This is a genomic window from Kingella denitrificans ATCC 33394 (assembly GCF_000190695.1).
In the GTDB taxonomy this organism is placed as follows: Bacteria; Pseudomonadota; Gammaproteobacteria; order Burkholderiales; family Neisseriaceae; genus Kingella_A; species Kingella_A denitrificans.
The window spans coordinates 1,226,192-1,242,389 of record NZ_GL870929.1 but is presented as its reverse complement, the minus strand read 5'-3'; the positions used below and the strand labels follow the sequence as shown (position 1 = coordinate 1,242,389).

Annotated in this window: 15 protein-coding genes; 8 read left to right on the top strand and 7 right to left on the bottom strand. The window is 56.4% G+C overall.

All coding sequences use genetic code 11. From position 1 onward, the window contains the following. Positions 1-41: 41 nt before the first annotated feature. From HMPREF9098_RS06180 to HMPREF9098_RS06150, 7 genes are all read left to right on the top strand, one after another. A complete protein-coding gene (locus HMPREF9098_RS06180; protein WP_003782991.1) occupies positions 42-551 on the top strand; it encodes a DUF6714 family protein in 510 nt (169 codons plus the stop codon). Between the two features lie 119 nt (positions 552-670). Continuing rightward, entirely contained in the window at positions 671-1,000 is a 330-nt protein-coding gene (locus HMPREF9098_RS06175; protein WP_003782990.1) for a hypothetical protein, read from the top strand. Positions 1,001-1,036: 36 nt separating this feature from the next. Beyond that, positions 1,037-1,639: an SUKH-4 family immunity protein gene (locus HMPREF9098_RS06170; protein ID WP_003782989.1), complete on the top strand. Its 603-nt coding sequence runs from the start codon at positions 1,037-1,039 to the stop codon at positions 1,637-1,639. Positions 1,640-1,808: 169 nt separating this feature from the next. Continuing rightward, positions 1,809-3,746, top strand: coding sequence for a MacB family efflux pump subunit (locus HMPREF9098_RS06165; protein WP_040564317.1), 1,938 nt, complete (start codon positions 1,809-1,811; stop codon positions 3,744-3,746). A gap of 169 nt (positions 3,747-3,915) precedes the next feature. Then, a complete protein-coding gene (locus tag HMPREF9098_RS06160) occupies positions 3,916-4,239 on the top strand; it encodes an ElaB/YgaM/YqjD family protein (RefSeq protein WP_040564316.1) in 324 nt (107 codons plus the stop codon). A 94-nt stretch (positions 4,240-4,333) separates the two neighbouring features. Beyond that, complete coding sequence (locus HMPREF9098_RS06155) at positions 4,334-4,759, top strand: phage holin family protein (protein ID WP_003782986.1); 426 nt, start codon at positions 4,334-4,336, stop codon at positions 4,757-4,759. Beyond that, entirely contained in the window at positions 4,749-5,105 is a 357-nt protein-coding gene (locus HMPREF9098_RS06150) for a hypothetical protein (protein WP_003782984.1), read from the top strand. The genes HMPREF9098_RS06155 and HMPREF9098_RS06150 overlap by 11 nt, the downstream gene beginning before the upstream one ends. 552 nt (positions 5,106-5,657) lie before the next feature. Here the strand turns inward: HMPREF9098_RS06150 and HMPREF9098_RS06145 are convergent. The 7 genes from HMPREF9098_RS06145 to HMPREF9098_RS06115 all read right to left on the bottom strand — a co-directional run bounded on the left by HMPREF9098_RS06145 (position 5,658) and on the right by HMPREF9098_RS06115 (position 15,002). Further along, positions 5,658-6,689, bottom strand: coding sequence for a TraB/GumN family protein (locus HMPREF9098_RS06145; protein ID WP_003782982.1), 1,032 nt, complete (start codon positions 6,687-6,689; stop codon positions 5,658-5,660). Between the two features lie 108 nt (positions 6,690-6,797). Next, positions 6,798-8,117: an MFS transporter gene (locus HMPREF9098_RS06140; RefSeq protein ID WP_003782980.1), complete on the bottom strand. Its 1,320-nt coding sequence runs from the start codon at positions 8,115-8,117 to the stop codon at positions 6,798-6,800. Between the two features lie 173 nt (positions 8,118-8,290). Next, complete coding sequence (locus HMPREF9098_RS06135; RefSeq protein WP_003782976.1) at positions 8,291-9,115, bottom strand: ABC transporter ATP-binding protein; 825 nt, start codon at positions 9,113-9,115, stop codon at positions 8,291-8,293. Beyond that, positions 9,105-9,965, bottom strand: a complete 861-nt coding sequence (locus HMPREF9098_RS06130) for an SDR family oxidoreductase (protein WP_040564315.1) — start codon at positions 9,963-9,965, stop codon at positions 9,105-9,107. Before HMPREF9098_RS06130 ends, HMPREF9098_RS06135 begins: the two co-directional genes overlap by 11 nt. A 107-nt stretch (positions 9,966-10,072) precedes the next feature. Continuing rightward, positions 10,073-11,590 carry an ABC transporter permease/substrate-binding protein gene (locus HMPREF9098_RS06125; protein ID WP_003782972.1) on the bottom strand — a complete coding sequence of 506 codons (1,518 nt, stop codon included), beginning with the start codon at positions 11,588-11,590 and terminating at the stop codon, positions 10,073-10,075. 155 nt (positions 11,591-11,745) lie between these two features. Then, the gene (locus HMPREF9098_RS06120; protein ID WP_003782970.1) at positions 11,746-12,699 is read right to left on the bottom strand and encodes a peptidylprolyl isomerase; all 954 of its coding nucleotides are present in this window, start codon (positions 12,697-12,699) and stop codon (positions 11,746-11,748) included. Then, complete coding sequence (locus tag HMPREF9098_RS06115) at positions 12,696-15,002, bottom strand: LPS-assembly protein LptD (protein ID WP_040564786.1); 2,307 nt, start codon at positions 15,000-15,002, stop codon at positions 12,696-12,698. The genes HMPREF9098_RS06120 and HMPREF9098_RS06115 overlap by 4 nt, the downstream gene beginning before the upstream one ends. A 107-nt stretch (positions 15,003-15,109) precedes the next feature. Between HMPREF9098_RS06115 and amgK the strand changes: the two genes are divergently transcribed. Beyond that, on the top strand, positions 15,110-16,114 hold the full coding sequence (gene amgK / locus HMPREF9098_RS06110) for an N-acetylmuramate/N-acetylglucosamine kinase AmgK (RefSeq protein WP_040564314.1): 1,005 nt from the start codon (positions 15,110-15,112) through the stop codon (positions 16,112-16,114). The last annotated feature ends 84 nt before the right edge of the window (positions 16,115-16,198 follow it).

Here is a 16,198-nt window from a genome sequence, read left to right as displayed (position 1 = left end):
CCCGAACCCGAACGCCTGTTGGACGGCAGCCTGCACCCGATATGAAAAACAAAACCAAGCTCGCCTTGCGCCAAAACCGCACCGCCGCCATTGTGCAGCAAGCCAAAACCGGCGCGGCGCAGTGGGGCGAAGAGCACGAAACCCTCGCCCTGCAGATTACCGCCGCCTTTTTCGACACCGAATTGGGCGACGGCATCGGCTTTTACGAAGCCAACGCGATTGACGACTACATGCCTTACGAAGAGCGGTATGCCGCCCGCCAACAAGACGAGCGCGTGCTTTGGGAGCGCAACCTTGCCGCACCGAAGCGCGTTTCCTGCGGTAACGGATACACCGCCGCATTTTCCCCCAGTTCCGCGCTGAGCTTTATGGACGGCGCAGGCAGACGGTTTGCCTTGCCCTGCTATATGCTGTGGGCATTGCAGGACAACCCGATGGATTCCGATGCGCTGATGTCCCATTTGCAAGACAGCGGTTTTTACGAAGGGCTGAACCTGAACGCCGAAGAGCAGGCTGCTTTATATGCGTTTATCCGCTTGATGCGGCAGTAGGCGTTTGCGGGGGACGAAGATGATATTTTTGACGGCTACACCGCTGCCGAACGGCGGTTTCTGGCGGCATATCCACAGGTGCAGGCTGCCTGAAAAGCATTGAATATACTGGAAAATATATGGCGATTCCGTTCAAAGGCAGCCGCCGCATCGTGGTGGACGGCACGGCCTACCGCTGGCGCATACGGCGCAAACCGACGCGCATTCAGGCGGATTACGGCTGCGGTAGCCCGCTGACATTTGCTGTTGCGCCGGAAAGCCCGCGCGGTGGCACGCTGCACGTTTCCATGGACCAACCGCGCCATGACAACGCATTCAATCAGCCGCGCGGCGGCATCCCGTGCAGTACCGTTACACCGGATACCGTTGCCCGTGCCATACGCCGCGCTTTGGCGGAAGGCTGGCAGCCCGAACGCGGTGGAACGTTTGCCATCCGGTGGCAGGCATAAACCGCATCCCCACAACCCGACAACGGAGCGTACACAATGCAACTGGATACCGAAGACATCGCCTGCCTAGAAAAGCTGGGTTTTATCGTAGAACCCGCTCTGCCGGCCGATAAAAAAAGCCGCTTTAAACAAATCGTCCAAAATCCCTTTATCCATTTGGAAGATATCCGTTTTTGGGGCGTGAAATTCGTCCGTTTTCCTGACCAACAACGCCGCCTTATCCACGAACGCAGCATTTATTGGTGCTTCGGCAAAATGCCCGACGGATATTTCGCTCTATGCGAAAAAGACGGCAGTGTCTGCCTGATTTCGTCTGACAACATCCGCACACCCATTAGCTATGTCAATGGCAGCCTGCACACCTTTTCCGTCTGCTGCCACTGGTTTTTGTCCTGCATCCACCGCCTGATTGCGGAACGCAGGATGTTGCCCGATTCCGCAGGCGATGATGCCGTCTGTGCCATAGAGGAACGCATCGGTAGCGAATTTGTCGAAATCGTCCGCCGCACAGACCCCGCCGCTCTGGACGACAATACAGCAGGGCTTTTTTGGGACGAAACGTGCGGTCGGCTGATGGAAGCGGAACTCGGGTTCCACCTGCCCAATTTTTCCCTGTCCGACTGCTTCGATTTGGCATAGCAGGCGTGGCAATAACGAAATGAAAAAGTGCAGGCTGCTTTTGCATTGCCCGAAGCCCCAAAAAGCAGCCTGCACCCCAACCCCCCTATTAACCACCCCATTATTCAGGCAGCCTGAAACCGCTTTGCACCCGTGCAGGCTGCTTTTCCCACCCAAAGGTCAGAACGTTATGAGCCTTATCCAATGTAAAGACATCAACCGCTATTTCGGCACGGGCGAAAACCGCGTCCACGTGCTGAAAAACATCAACCTCACCATCGAAAAGGGCGATTTTGTCGCCATTATCGGGCAGTCCGGCTCCGGCAAATCCACGCTGATGAACATTCTCGGCCTGCTGGACACGCCCACCAGCGGCACGTATGCCATCGCAGGCACAGAAACTTCCAAAATGTCGGCGGACGAACTGGCCGCGCTGCGCCGCAAACGCTTCGGCTTTATCTTCCAGCGCTACAACCTGCTCAGCTCCATTTCGGCGCGCGACAACGTTGCCCTGCCATCCGTCTATGCCGGCATCGGCCACGCCGAGCGCAGCCGCCGCGCGGATATGCTGCTGGACAAACTGGGGCTGAAAGGCAAAGAGAAAAACAAGCCCAGCGAACTTTCCGGTGGCCAGCAGCAGCGCGTGTCCATCGCCCGCGCACTGATGAACGGCGGCGAAATCATCTTTGCGGACGAACCGACGGGCGCGCTCGACAGCGGCAGCGGCGAAAACGTGATGGAAATCATCCGCCAGCTTTATGCGGACGGCCACACCATTATCATGGTAACGCACGACCCGAAAATCGCCGCGCAGGCCAACCGTGTGATTGAAATCAAAGACGGCGAAATCATTTCCGACCACAGCAAAACCGCCGAACTGCCCGAAAGCAACGTGCAGGCGATTCAGGAAAAACGCGGTTTCGGGTTTTATAAAGACCAGTTTGCCGAAGCCTTCAAAATGTCGGTGCAGGCGATTGTGGCGCACAAAATGCGCTCGATGCTGACCATGCTGGGGATTATCATCGGCATTGCGGCGGTGGTGTCCGTGGTGGCGCTGGGGCGCGGCACGCAGGAAAAAATCCTGTCCGACATCAACAGCATGGGCACGAACACCATTTCCGTGTTCCCCGGCAAAGGCTTCGGCGACCGGAGAAGCGGCAAAGTGAAAACGCTCACCGTGGCCGACAGCGATGCGATTGCCAAACTGAGTTATGTGGAAAGCACCACGCCTTCCGTCAGCACCAGCGGCACGGTTACCTACCGCAATATCGACCTGACCGCCGCGGCCAACGGGGCAGGGCCGCAGTTTTTCGACGTGCGCGGCTTGAAGCTCGACCAAGGGCGGCTGTATGACGACGAAGACGTGCGCAGCAACGCCCAAGTGGCGGTGATTGACAGCAACGCCGTGGCGCAGCTTTTCCCCGACGGCAGCGATCCCTTGGGCAAAGTCATCATGATGGACAAGCGGCCGCTCACCATTATCGGCACGCTGAAAAAAGAAGACAATTCCTTCGGCGATTCCAGCAGCGTGAATATTTACGTGCCCTATACCACCTTGATGCACCAAATCAGCGGCAGCAAGCACATTAACGGCATTGCCGTGAAAGTGAAGGACAACGTGGATTCGCAAACCGCCGAAAAAGGCGTGAAAGAACTGCTGCTGGCGCGGCACGGCACGGAAGACTTCTTCACGCGCAACAGCGACAGCATCAAGCAGACGATAGAAAGCACCATGGGCAGCATGACGCTGCTGATTTCCTGCATTGCCGTGATTTCGCTAGTGGTGGGCGGCATCGGCGTGATGAACATCATGCTGGTGTCTGTGACCGAGCGCACCAAGGAAATCGGCGTGCGTATGGCGATTGGCGCGCGGCAGGGCAATATCTTGCAGCAGTTTCTGATTGAGTCGATTTTGCTGTGCGTGATTGGCGGATTGAGCGGCGTGCTGATTTCCTTCGGGCTGGCCGCACTGTTCAATTCTTTTGTCAGCGATTTCGCCATGTCGTTCTCCACCGCCTCCATCATCGGCGCGGTGCTGTGCTCCACCGCCATCGGCGTCGTGTTTGGCTATATGCCCGCCAAAAACGCCTCCAAGCTCAACCCGATTGACGCGTTGGCGCACGATTGACGGCGCAAAAAGCAGCCTGCACTTTGGAAAACGGGGGTGCAGGCTGCTTTTTGCGCGTTGGGAAACGTTACATAGCGAAAACCCGCGTTAAAAAACATCATCGCCCTTGCCCCCGTTCCGCGAACCGCGTATATTGGGTTTTCCCATCCACTTGTTTAAGGAGAGTCTCATGAGACGTAACAGCCGCAATGATTTTGAAGCCCAAAAAGAAGCCTTGTTGCAGGAAATCCGCAACGTTTTGGGCGAAGTGGAAAACCTTTATGAATCCGGTGTGGAGCGCGGCGAAGAAGAAGCCCGTGAACTGACCGCGAAACTGAAGCAGCGCCTGAGCAACGCGCAAAGCAAATTGCAGGATTTTGAAGAACGCGCTGTGGAACAGGTCAAAAATTCCGCCAAAGCCGCCGACGAATACATCAATGAAAAACCGTATTACGCCATGGGCTTTGCCGCGTTGGCCGGTTTGGTGGTTGGTGTATTGCTGAACCGCCGCTAATCCCGTTCAGGCTGCCCTTGCAGGCTGCTTTTCGCAACAGAACCTGCGTTCATGCCGATGAATGCAGGTTTTTTAACCATATAAGGTTGCCGAAATGAATATTGCCCAAGAAATCCGACAAATCAAAACCCTGATGGCGCAGGGCGCACAGTTGTTGCTGCTGCGCCTCCGCCTTTTGCGCCTGGATTTGGGCGCGCAGGTAACCGACATCATTATCGTGCTGGCCATGCTTGCCGTTATCGCCGTTGCGTTGCTGGTTGGGCTGATTGCGCTGTTGTTTGGTTTGCAGGCGGTGTTGCCCGAAGCGGCGAAGCCTTGGGTGTTTTTCGGAGTCTGCACGGCGTGCCTGCTGACGATTGTGTTATTGGCATGGCGTATTCCGTCGATTTTGCAGCGCAACGTGCGGCAAATCAGCCAAACGCTGGGCGATATGCAGGACGATTTGAGCCGCCTGTGCGAAACCGTGTCGCCCGACGACCTATCGTCTGATATCGTAGAAGGAGAACGCTATGACCCGTGAAGAAGAACGCGAGCTGTTGGAATTGCAGGCGAAACTGGCGCGGCTGAAAATCCAGGCCGCCCAGCTCAAACGCGCGCGAAACCGTGCCCGCGACCGCAGCCATGCCGCCGTTCACGCCTTTTTGAATTTCAAGCAACTGGCCAACAGTGCAGGCAGCCTTATCAGCAACCGCCAGTTATGGAAAATCGCCATGCTGCCCACGCGCTGGAAATACCGCCTTTTGCTCGGCGGCGCGCTTTTGGCTTGGGAATACTGGCGTTTGCAACGGGATGTTCGCCCTGTGGTGAAGGACGATAATATTATTGACGTTACGCCCGACTATCCGAAGCTGCCGTATCGGCGGTGATGGATTGGGTGTTTATAGTGAATTAAAATCGCAATGATACGGCGTTGGCTCGCCTTGACGTACTATTTGTACGCCTTGCGGCTCGTCGCCTTGTCTCATTTTTATTTTAATCCACTATAAAAGCAGCCTGCACTTCCAAATTCAGAAAGTGCAGGCTGCTTTTTGGGTTTGTTCAGCCAATGGCGCGGCTTCGGCAATCTGCTCCCTCCCCCGAGGGGGAGGGTTGGGGAGAGGGCTTTGGGGACGCACGGCGAACTCGGGTGCAGGCTGCTTTTTGAGAGTGGGTATGGCAGCGATACGCCATGCTCTGTCTTTGAATTTTCCGCTGCCTGTCCGGGTGTGCCCTCTCCCTAACCCTCTCCCACGAGAGAGGGGACGGGTGCAGGCTGCTTTGAAGGTTTCAGGCAATCTCTCAAATGTTTTTGCAGCAGTCTGAAAAACGAAAAAGCAGTACGAAGGCACGCACATCGGTTCGCCGAATCGAAAATTCAGACCGATGGCAGCCCGCACCTCGAAAACAAAGGTGCAGGCTGCTTTTTGCCGTGTCCTGCCTTAACGCCACACTTTCAATCCGGGTTCGGGCGTTACCGTGTAGCCTTCCTGCCGCAGCAGGGCAATCAACCCTTGGCTGCCCATCAAGTGCGCCGCGCCCACGGCAAACAAAGTCGGCTGCTGCGCCATTTCCTGCTTCATTTTCGGCAGCCAATTTTTGTTTCGCGCAATCAGCAAATCCTGCACGAACCATTCGTTAACGGCTTCCTGCTGCGGCAGGGTCAGCGAGGTGTTTTTGCCGTCCGGGTCGGGCGAAAACATTTTGGTGTGCAGGGCGGGCATTTTGCTAAATTCCCCCTGCCGGTACGCCGCTTCCAAAGCCTTGCTTTCTTCCGAGTCCTCGGAATGGGCCACCCAGTCGTTCAACATGGCCACCGCCAAATCGTCGGGAATCAGCGCGAAATACATTGTCGCTTCGGTGTGGGTTTCCAATGCGCCGTGCTCTTTGCCCAGCCGCGCCGTTTCCCGATAAATGAAACTTTCCGCGCCGGTGTTGCCGTCTTCGTCCTTATCGCGCAGACCCATGACGAACAGCACGCCCGCCCAAGGTTTCACATATTTCAGATTTTGCGACAAAGATTTGCCTTCGGGATAGGTATTCATTTTCCGCACCAGCGTGTCAAATGGCCGCCGCCCCATTTTTTCCGTCAGCGGCACGTTGCTTCTCATGGCGTTTTGTGCCAGGTTTTTGATTTCGGCTTCGGGCGGCTCGCTGACCACTTCGGTTATGATTTTTTGGTTTCGGGCAATCAAATCCTTCAGGGCGGGGTTCATGGCGTCGCCTTTTTTGCCGATGTGGTACGTGCCCAGCAGATAGGAATCGGCCTGTCCTTCGCGGTGGATTTTCCACACGTTGCTTTCCAGCTTGACCGCATTCCAGTCCATCTGCACCCTGGCATATTGCTTGGCCGGCGCAATGGCTGCCTGCGGCTGTTTGCCCTGATACATTTTCCAGGCGAGATTGCCCGCTTGGAGCAAAAAGGCCACCGCCAGCATGACGGAGGTAAACCCCGACCAAAATTTGCGTTTCATGTGATACCCCCGTTTGGAAAAGAAGGGATTTTACACCAAACAGCACAAAAGCAGCCTGCACTTTCAGATTTCCAAGGTGCAGGCTGCTTTTAAAGTATGAAAATATGTTTACGAGCTGATTTCCTCCAGCGTCCTGCCTTTCGTTTCTTCGCCCAATGCCAAAATCACCAATACAATCAGCATCATCACGCCGGCGAACATCATGAATATATTGCCGAATCCGCCGCTGCCGCCGACCATTTTGGCGACCACCATAGGCGCAAGAATGCCGCCGATGCGTCCGATTGCGCCCGCCCAGCCGGAGGCGAAGGCACGGAAGCGGAGGGGGTAGAGTTCGGGCGTGTAGGTGTATAAAACGCCCCATGCGCCGAGGTTGAAGAACGACATCAGGCTGCCCCATGCCATGACTTCGGTGGCGCTGCTGCTTTGTCCGAAAAACCACGCGCAGACGGCGCAGGCGGCGAGAAAGCCCGCCAAAGTCGCTTTACGCCCGATTTTTTCCACCAATGCCGCCGCCGCGATGTAGCCGGGCAGTTGCGCGACAATCATCACCAGCACATATTCAAAGGTTTTGACCACCGTATTGCCTTGTTCGACCAAGAGTTTCGGCAGCCAAGTAAAAATGCCGTAATAGGAAAAGACGATACCGAACCAAACCAGCCACAGCATCAGCGTTCGCCGTGCGAAAGGCTGTTGCCATAGTTGTATGAAGCGGATGCGCTGTTTTTCCTTTTGCGGCGGTGCGATGGCCGTTGCGGCGGGCGTAATCCCCGCTTCCTCTTCCAAGCGGCTGACCAGCCGGTGCGCTTCGTCCGTTTTGCCTTGCGAGAGCAGGTAGGGTACGGATTCGGGGATGAATTTCAACACCAGCGGGATATACACAATCGGCAGCGCACCGATTAAAAACGCGCTGTGCCAGCCGAATTTTGGGATAAAGAAATAGGAAGCGAGTGCGGCGGCAAGCCAGCCCAGCCCCCAAAAACTTTCCAGCAACACGATAAAGCGTCCGCGTACTTTCGGCGGGGCGTATTCGCTGACCAATGACACCGCGACGGGGAGCTGTCCACCCAATCCTACACCGACAAAGAAGCGGCAGGTAAGCAGTGTTTCTACATCGGGCGAAAAGGCGCATAGGCCTGTCGCCGTGCTGTACACTGCCATGGTCGCGGCAAATACGGTTTTCCTGCCGAAGCGGTCTGCCAGCCAGCCGCTCGCTACCGCGCCGAGTGCCATGCCGATAAAGGCGATGCTGACGATCCAGCCCAGTTGTGCAGGCTGCAATCCCCATTCTTTGCCTAATGCGGGCAATATAAACGACACGATGCCGGTATCCATTGCGTCAAACAACCAACCTATACCGACCAATACCAGCAATTTGTAGTGGAACCTGCCCGGCGGCAATGCTTGCAGGCGGGAAAGAATGTCCATCTTGATTCTCCTTCGTTCTTGTTGTGGGAAAGCGTTATGGTAAATCAAAACGGGATTTTGTAGAATCGGAAAGGCGTGGAAAGAGGGTGGCGCAGACGATAAAAAGCAGCCTGCACTTGAGAAATTCAAAGTGCAGGCTGCTTTTTAGGTTTTCAGGTAGCCTCAAACGTGCATCAAAGCAACGCCCGTCTCACCGCCTCCTGCCCCTGTGGGTCCAGTCGCAGGAATTGGTGGATGATACGTTGGGCATCGGGTGCGTCGGCGGCGGAAAACAGCGATTGCACGTAATCGTTTGCAGGCTGCTTTTTGATGGCTTCGGGCGTGCCGATTTGTACCAGTTTGCCGTTGTGCATCACGCCGATGCGGCAGGCGAGTTTCGCCGCTTCCTGCATATCGTGGGTCACAAACACGATAGTGGTGCCAAATTTTTGGTGAATCATGGCAATTTGGTCTTGCAGCACGGTGCGCACCAGCGGGTCGAGCGCGGAAAACGGTTCGTCCATCAGCAGTACTTGGGGCTTGGCGGCAATGGCGCGCAAAATGCCGATGCGCTGCTGTTCGCCGCCGGAGAGTTCGTGCGGATAGCGGTCGCGGTAGTGTGCGGGGTCGAGTTCCACCAGTTCCAATAATTCGTTCACACGCGCTTTGCGTTCGGCTTTCGGCCAGCCCAAAATGTCGGGCATGAGCGCGATGTTTTCCGCCACAGTCATAGTGGGGAACAGGGCGATTTGCTGCAATACGTAACCAATTTGGTGGCGGAGCTGGCGGATGTCGTAGTCTTTAATTCGTTTGCCGTGCAGATAAACGTTGCCGTCGGTCGGTTCAATTAGCGCGTTAATCATGCGCAAAGTGGTGGATTTGCCGCTGCCCGAGCCGCCCACCAACACGAAAAACTCGCCTTGATAAATGGTCAAATCCAAATCGCGCACGGCATATTTGCCGTCATACTGCTTGCCTGCGCCGCGAAATTCGATAAACGGAACAAGATTATTTTGCATATTGTGCCCTTACTACGTCTTCAAAATTAAGCGGTGCACGTCCCAATAACTGCGGCAGGTCGTCTGAAACGGCGGCAAGTTCGCCTTTGGCAATGGCGGTGTAGGTGGAAACCCATGCCTCAATCTGCCAATCGGGCGTGTCAGGGTACGCGGATTTGCGGCTGGCGAAGGCTTCTTCTAGGGTGTCGTTGTGGTAGCGGTGTGGTTTGCCGGTGATTTCGGTTAAGACGGCGGCTATTTCAGCAAAACTTAATGATTGGGGACCGGTCAGCGTGTAGGTCTGATTGTCGTGGCGGTGGTGGCCGTACGCGATGTCGGCGATGACGTTTGCCGCCGCTTGGGCGACATCGCGCTGCGACACGCAGGCAACGCGCCCGTCGTCGGCTGGACCTGCGATGATGCCGTCTGCGTTGGCAATTGTTGCCATCATCTCGCTGTAAAAATTGTCGCGCAGAAAGGTGTGGCGCATATTCGTTTGCCGGATTGCATTTTCGGTAACCGCATGGGTGCGCGCTAGCGTGAAGGTGCTGTCCAACGCCGCCTGTGCAAAAGAGAGATAGACAATGTGTTTTACGCCCGCTTCCGAAGCAGCCTGCACCAAAGTCAAATGCTCCTGTTCGCGCGTCGGGCTTTCGGCGGCGGACACCATGAACAGCACATCCACCCCGTTTAACGCCTGCTTGGCAAGCTCCAAATCGCCATAGGCAAACTGCCGCGCTTCGCAGTTCGGCAGGTCGGGTGCTTTGGCGGGGTTGCGCAGCGGCAGGATAAGCGGCAGTCCGCGTGTGTTCAGATGACGGGCGACCATGCCGCCGATGTTGCCGCTGGCGCCGGTGATGGCTAGATTCATGTTGTTTTCCTTATGTATTTTCAAAAGGGATGGCTTTGCCGTTTGCAGGATTTCTGTCAAACCATGTGCAGGCTGCTTTTTGGCTTTCAGGTAGCCTGCCGCTCATTTCAATTCGCCAGCAACCCATTTTTCTCCAAATAATCTCGCGCCACGTTTTCCGCGCTTTCGCCTTGCACTTTCACGCGGTAGTTCATCTCGCTCATTTCCGCTTCGCTGATTTTGCCTGCCAAGCGGTTCAGCGCGGCCACGATTTGCGGGTTTTTTGCGGCAAATTCGGCTTTCATCAGCGGCGCGCCCTGATAGGCGGGGAACAGGGCAATATCGTCTTTCAGCAGGCGCAATTGGTATTGCTTCAATTCTGCATCGGTGGAAAAGGCTTCCACCAGGTCGATTTTGTCATTCAGCAGCGCCGTATAGCGCAGGGCGGGTTCCAGGCGGACGATATGTTTCAGCGTGATACCGGCAGCCTGCATGCCTTTGTAGCCGTCCGCCCGGTCGGTAAACTCCAGTGAGAAACCTGCCCGAATATCGGGTGCAGCCCGCTTTAAATCGCTGATTGTATTGAGCTGGTGCGCCGCGCCGTAGCTCTCTTTCACCGCTAGCGCGTAGGTGTTCTGATAAGACATCGGCGGCAGGAATTCCAGCCGATATTGTTCCGCCAATAATTGTTTGCCCAGTCGATAGGTTTCATCTGGCGACAGATGGCGGTTTTTCTGCTCGGGCGGCACTTGCACCAAGGTTTCCAGCACCGTGCCGGTGAATTCGGGGTAAATGTCGATTTCGCCGCTGTTCAGCGCGTTAAACAGGAAGGTGGTTTTACCGAAATTGGGTTTGACGGTAACTCTGATATTCGGATTTTCACGCTCAATCAATAATTTATACATATTAATCAGAATATCCGGCTCGCTGCCCATTTTGCCGGCAATCACCACGTTTTGCGTGGCAGGCGTAAACGAAACCTGCGACAGACCGAGCGCGCCGAAGCCCACCGCCAATGCCAAAATAATCGGCAACTTGCGTCGCGATTTCTGCAACAGCCCGATAATGCCGCTGACGCCGACAGCCAGCAGCGCGGAGAGCAATGCGCCGGTAAACGTCATCGTCATGTTGTTGCGGTCGATACCGAGCAGAATCAGGTTGCCCAAACCGCCGGCGCCAATTAACGCCGCCAGAGTTGCCGTGCCGACAATCAGCACCGCCGCCGTGCGGATGCCCGAAATCATGGCAGGCAGCGCCATGGGCAATTCAATCCGCCACAGCGACTGCCAACGCGACAGGCCGAACGCCGTGTAAGCGTCTTGAATGGATTGATCAATTTGGGTCAGCCCCAGATAGGTGTTTTGAAAGATCGGCAGCAGCGCGTATAACGTGAGCGCAATCAAGACGGGCGGCGAACCGATGCCGACAAATGGAATCAACAAGCCCAGCAGCGCCAAAGACGGGATGGTTTGCAATATATTGGTGAACTGCAATACCGCTTCCGCCGCCCGCCGTCTGCGCGCAAACAACACGGCGGCAGGCACGGCAATCGCCACTGCCGCGAGCAAAGCCAGTCCGGAAAGCCATAAATGTGTGAGCAGCATTTGCCAGAGTTCGGCGGGGGAGAAGGGGAGGGATGTGGGCATGATGTTCGGCTGTGTTGATGGTTGGTGGGTTGAATAATATAGGGGTTTTGGGCGTGTGGCAAGGAATGGCGGCAGGAAGGCGGAGGTGGGAAAAGCAGCTTGCACTTTGGGAATTGAAGTGCAGGCTGCTTTTTATGCGTTCAAACTGTGTGCGGTCAATATTCGCGCACCACGGCCATTTGCTGTAATTGTGCCATGAATTGCGCCTGGTTGCGCTCTTGGGCTTGGCGCACCAGCATGCGGCGCACGGCTTCCCGCTGCATTTTGGCCGGGTCGTTTTCGGTGCGCGCGCCGATGAGTTGCACGATTTGCCAGCTGTTGCCTGCGCGCAGCGGCGGTGTGATTTGGCCGGGTTGCAGCTGGTGCAGGGCGGCTTCAACGTTTTCGGGCAGCATCATGTCGGTGATGTTGTCATGCAGGCCTTGGTTGGCCGCCTGCACTTCTTGCGAATAACGTTGGGCGACAGCACCGAAGTCGCTGCCTTGGGCGATGGCGGTGGCGATTTGCTGTATGCGCTGGCCGACGGCGGGCATGTGCTGCTGGTTGGCGGCGTTCAGAATCACGCGGCGGATGGTATAGACGGTGTAGGGCTCGCCGGTGGGGGCTTGGCCTTTGGCTTGCAGCTCGTTCAAAGCAGCCTGCACTTGTTCGTCGGTGATTTTGATGTTGCTGTTCAGGTTTTGCAGCATATAGGTAATCAGCAAATCTTTGGCCACTTCCGTGCGGTAAGCTTCGCGCGTGTAGCCCAATGCGGCAGCCTGCGCGTAGATATTCTGCACGGTGGTTTTGCCTGCTGCGGCGCGGCGTTCGAGTTCCGCGTCAATGCCGGCGGGGGTGGCTTTCAAATCTTGGGCGCGTGCGGCATCGGCCAGCAGGGCGCGTTCGACCAAAGTGTTTTTGGCCGCCTGCACCAACTGCGCTTCGGGAATGTCTTTGTTGCCCGGGCGGCTTTTGAATTCGCGCACCACGCGTTCGATGTCGCGGTAGGTGATGATGGACGAATTAATCTCGATGGCGATGCTGTTGAGCGGTTTGATTTCTGCAGCGCCAGCGGTCTGAAGGCTCAAGCCGACCAAAACGGCGGCGGCAAGGGTACGGATAGGTTTCATCGGGTAAATACCTCATTGGTTTTGCTGTATCCCGGAATGCCGAGACGAAGCTGTTCATAGGGGTTGTTGCCAATATTGCTTAAATTTTTCAGTTGCAGGGTCAGGAAAACGGCGGATTTGTGGCTGCTTCTGCCGTTGCTGATGCCGTCCACATAACGTTGTCCGACAAAGCTCACGCTCCAGCAGCCGCAGGGGTTTTTATATTCCAAACCGAGCGTCTGTTCCAACGCCACCCACGGGCTGATGCTGTAATTCAGGCGGCCGACGGCGTATAGGTTTTGGTTGATAGGGTATTGCGCCGCCAAGTCGATGTGTTGCAGCTTGCCGAAAAAGCCGGCGTAAATTTCCGTGTTGCGGTTGTATTTGTAACGTGCGCTCAGGATTTTGCCAGGTTCGGGATTGTAGCGCACACCGATGTCGAAGCGCTCGGTATTTTTCTGGTTGGCGTTCCAGTGGTATTGCGTGTCGGCAAACCAGTTCGGGGCGATTTGCCCGCCGGCGAACAGGGCAACGTCGCTGCGGTGGCGGGCTCGGGTGCCGGTGCTGCCGTCCAATAGGACGTCGTCGCGCGAAAGGTAAAATTTTTGTCCGATGCCGGCGCGGAAAATTTCCGAACCCGTGTCGGCATGGAGGATGCGGCTCTGCACGCCCAGGGAAACGCTGTTGGCGGCGTTGATGCGGTCGCTGCCGGAATAAAGGTTTTCGCGGAACAGTTGGTCGTAGCTGAACGAGTTTTCCGACGAATCAAAATTGGGCAGGTGGTTTTGGCGGCGGCTGGGGATGTAGTTGTAAAACAGGCGCGGTTCGAGGGTTTGAATCAGCGGTGTTTTAAACCATGTGCGCTCGCGTTCGAAGGTCAGCCCGGTGTCGATGTTGGCGATGGGCAGCACGCGGTTCACGGATTGGCGCGGGTTGCCCTGCCAGCGGTTGAGCCAGTATTGCGTGGCGTGTACGCCGATTTTCGGGCGGATATAGCCCCAAAGCGTGGAGAAATCCCATTGGATGCTGGGGTACATCACCAGCCGCGTGCCGTTTTGTGCGCGGTCGCTTTCAAAGCGGGTGAGTTGGTTTTTCCAGTGAATCGTTGCGTTGCGCCAATGCCGCTGCCAGTCCAGCGAGAGGTGCGGCATGAGGGCGTAGGGCGCGGAGCGGTAGCCGTTGCTGTCGGCCAGCGTTTGGTATTTGCGGACCAAAAAAGCAGCCTGCACATTGCCGCCCCAGGCGTTGCCGGTGTAATTCAGCCATAAGCTGCGGTTCAGATTGACGTTTTCGGCAATGTCGTTGCGGCCGTAGAAATCGCGGTAGTAGTCGTCATCGGACACTTGGTTGAAGTGGATGCCGCCGGTGATGTGCGGTGTGAAGCGGTGTTGGTGGCGCAACTGGATTTCGTAGCGGTGGTTGTGGCGCGAGGCGTTGTCGTACGGCATATAGGCGGCTTGCAGGCTGCCTTGGTATTTGGGTTGCAGATAGCGGAATTCGCCGGAAAGCTGCACGCCGCGCCGCGAAATCACGCCGGGGGTGAAGGTGGCGTCGTAATTGGGGGCGAGGTTGAAATAATAAGGCAGTTTGAGGGTGGCGCCGTTTGAGCCGAACGATACATACGGCATCAGGAAGCCGCTTTTGCGGTTGCCGTTGAGGGGGAAGTCTGCCCACGGGGTGTACAGAATCGGCACGCCGGCGAAAACCAGCCGCGCATGACGCGCCACGCCGATGCCGGTTTCGCGGTCGGCTTTCAATTCGGCGGCCTGCACATACCAAGAGGTATCGCCTTCGCCGCAGGTGTTGAATTTCACATCGCGCATGGTGTAGCGCTGGTCGTTTTCCATGTGCAGGCTGCTTCCGACGCCTTGCAAACGGCGGCCTTCCCGTTCGGCGGCAAATTCCACTTGCTCGGCATTGCCCGATTTTTGCGCCAAATCATAATCCAGCCGCTCGCCTTGTACTTGGGCGCCGTCGCCGCGCGTCAGCACGAAATGGTCGCCCGCCTGCACGGTGTCTTGCTGCGGACGGTAATCCACCCAGTCTGCTTTCAGCGTTTCGTCATTGCGCTCCACCAGCACATTGCCTTCGGCGCGGTGGCGCGTGTGCGTTTGGCCGACGGCTTTGTCGGCCGTGATGCGCGTTGCACCAGCGGGCAGGGGCGTGTCGTCCTTGTCGGGTTGCGTATCGGTTTGGGCGGCGGGGGTGGCAGACGGCGCGCGGCACAAACGGCCGGACGACCAGCTGTCCGCCGCCCATGCCGAACCGGAAAAAGCAATCCCTAATAAAACCACCAAAGGTTTGCAAACAAATAAACGCGTCAAAATCTGCCCCTGTGTGTTGCTGCCCGCCGTGATAATTCTGCTGACGAACAACCGTGCTTAACGTTAAAATGACGGCTATTTTAACCGAAAAACAGAGTATTCACATCATGCAACGCCAAACCGAACTAAAAAACTGGCTGGCCCAATGTTATCCGAACCAATCCTTCGAGCTGGCCTTTGCCGCTGCCGACGCGGATTTCCGCCGCTATTTCCGCGCCGTATTCGCCGACGGCGGCAGCGTTATCTGCATGGACGCGCCGCCCGACAAAATGCAGACTGCACCTTATGTGCGCGTGCAGCAGCTGTTCCAAATGCTCAACGTGCCGCAGATTCTGCACCACAGCCCCGAACAGGGCTTTATGGTGCTGAACGATTTGGGCGATGTCCAGTATCTCAAAGCCATGCAGCACGATCCCTCGCCCGATGCCCACAAAGCCCTGCTGCTGGAAGCGGTGGACGAACTGATTGTGTTGCAGCAAGCCAGCCGTGCAGGCTGCCTGGAAGAATACAGCCGCGAAATCCTGCTGCGCGAAATGAATTTGTTCCCCGAATGGTTCGTGGGCAAAGAATTGGGCAAAACGCTCAATTTCGCCCAGCGCCGCCTGTGGCAGCAGGGCACGGAAACGCTGCTGGACGCGATTGCCGAGCAGCCGAAAGTGTTTGTGCACCGCGACTTTATCGTCCGCAACCTGATGCTGACCCGCGGCCGCCCCGGCGTGCTGGACTTCCAAGACGCGCTGTACGGCCCGATAACATACGATTTGGTGTCGCTGACGCGCGATGCGTTTATCGAATGGGACGAAGAATTTACGCTGGACATTGTGATTCGCTACTGGGAAAAGGCGCGCGCCGCCGGATTACCCGTGCCGGCAGAGTTCGACACGTTCTACCGCTGGTACGAATGGATGGGCGTGCAGCGGCATTTGAAAGTGGCCGGCATTTTCGCGCGGCTGTGGTATCGCGACGGCAAAGACAAATACCGCCCCGAAATCCCGCGCTTTTTGAATTACCTGCGCCGCACCACCCGCCGCTACACCGAATTGGCACCGCTCTATGCACTGCTGTTGGAACTGGTGGGCGACGAAGAATTGCAAACGGGTTATACGTTTTAATCTTTGAACCGAAAAAAGCAGCCTGCACTTCCATTTTCAAAGTGCAGGCTGCTTTTGTGTGTGTTTGAACGGATATCTAATTTA

Excerpts from the sequence above, each read along its gene's own strand:
- HMPREF9098_RS06125 (WP_003782972.1), bottom strand. The coding sequence starts at position 11,590 with ATGCCCACATCCCTCCCCTTCTCCCCCGCCGAACTCTGGCAAATGCTG.
- HMPREF9098_RS06175 (WP_003782990.1), top strand. The coding sequence starts at position 671 with ATGGCGATTCCGTTCAAAGGCAGCCGCCGCATCGTGGTGGACGGCACG.
- HMPREF9098_RS06180 (WP_003782991.1), top strand. The coding sequence starts at position 42 with ATGAAAAACAAAACCAAGCTCGCCTTGCGCCAAAACCGCACCGCCGCC.
- HMPREF9098_RS06155 (WP_003782986.1), top strand. The coding sequence starts at position 4,334 with ATGAATATTGCCCAAGAAATCCGACAAATCAAAACCCTGATGGCGCAG.
- amgK (WP_040564314.1), top strand. The coding sequence starts at position 15,110 with ATGCAACGCCAAACCGAACTAAAAAACTGGCTGGCCCAATGTTATCCG.
- HMPREF9098_RS06145 (WP_003782982.1), bottom strand. The coding sequence starts at position 6,689 with ATGAAACGCAAATTTTGGTCGGGGTTTACCTCCGTCATGCTGGCGGTG.
- HMPREF9098_RS06130 (WP_040564315.1), bottom strand. The coding sequence starts at position 9,965 with ATGAATCTAGCCATCACCGGCGCCAGCGGCAACATCGGCGGCATGGTC.
- HMPREF9098_RS06160 (WP_040564316.1), top strand. The coding sequence starts at position 3,916 with ATGAGACGTAACAGCCGCAATGATTTTGAAGCCCAAAAAGAAGCCTTG.
- HMPREF9098_RS06120 (WP_003782970.1), bottom strand. The coding sequence starts at position 12,699 with ATGAAACCTATCCGTACCCTTGCCGCCGCCGTTTTGGTCGGCTTGAGC.
- HMPREF9098_RS06140 (WP_003782980.1), bottom strand. The coding sequence starts at position 8,117 with ATGGACATTCTTTCCCGCCTGCAAGCATTGCCGCCGGGCAGGTTCCAC.
- HMPREF9098_RS06170 (WP_003782989.1), top strand. The coding sequence starts at position 1,037 with ATGCAACTGGATACCGAAGACATCGCCTGCCTAGAAAAGCTGGGTTTT.
- HMPREF9098_RS06135 (WP_003782976.1), bottom strand. The coding sequence starts at position 9,115 with ATGCAAAATAATCTTGTTCCGTTTATCGAATTTCGCGGCGCAGGCAAG.
- HMPREF9098_RS06165 (WP_040564317.1), top strand. The coding sequence starts at position 1,809 with ATGAGCCTTATCCAATGTAAAGACATCAACCGCTATTTCGGCACGGGC.
- HMPREF9098_RS06150 (WP_003782984.1), top strand. The coding sequence starts at position 4,749 with ATGACCCGTGAAGAAGAACGCGAGCTGTTGGAATTGCAGGCGAAACTG.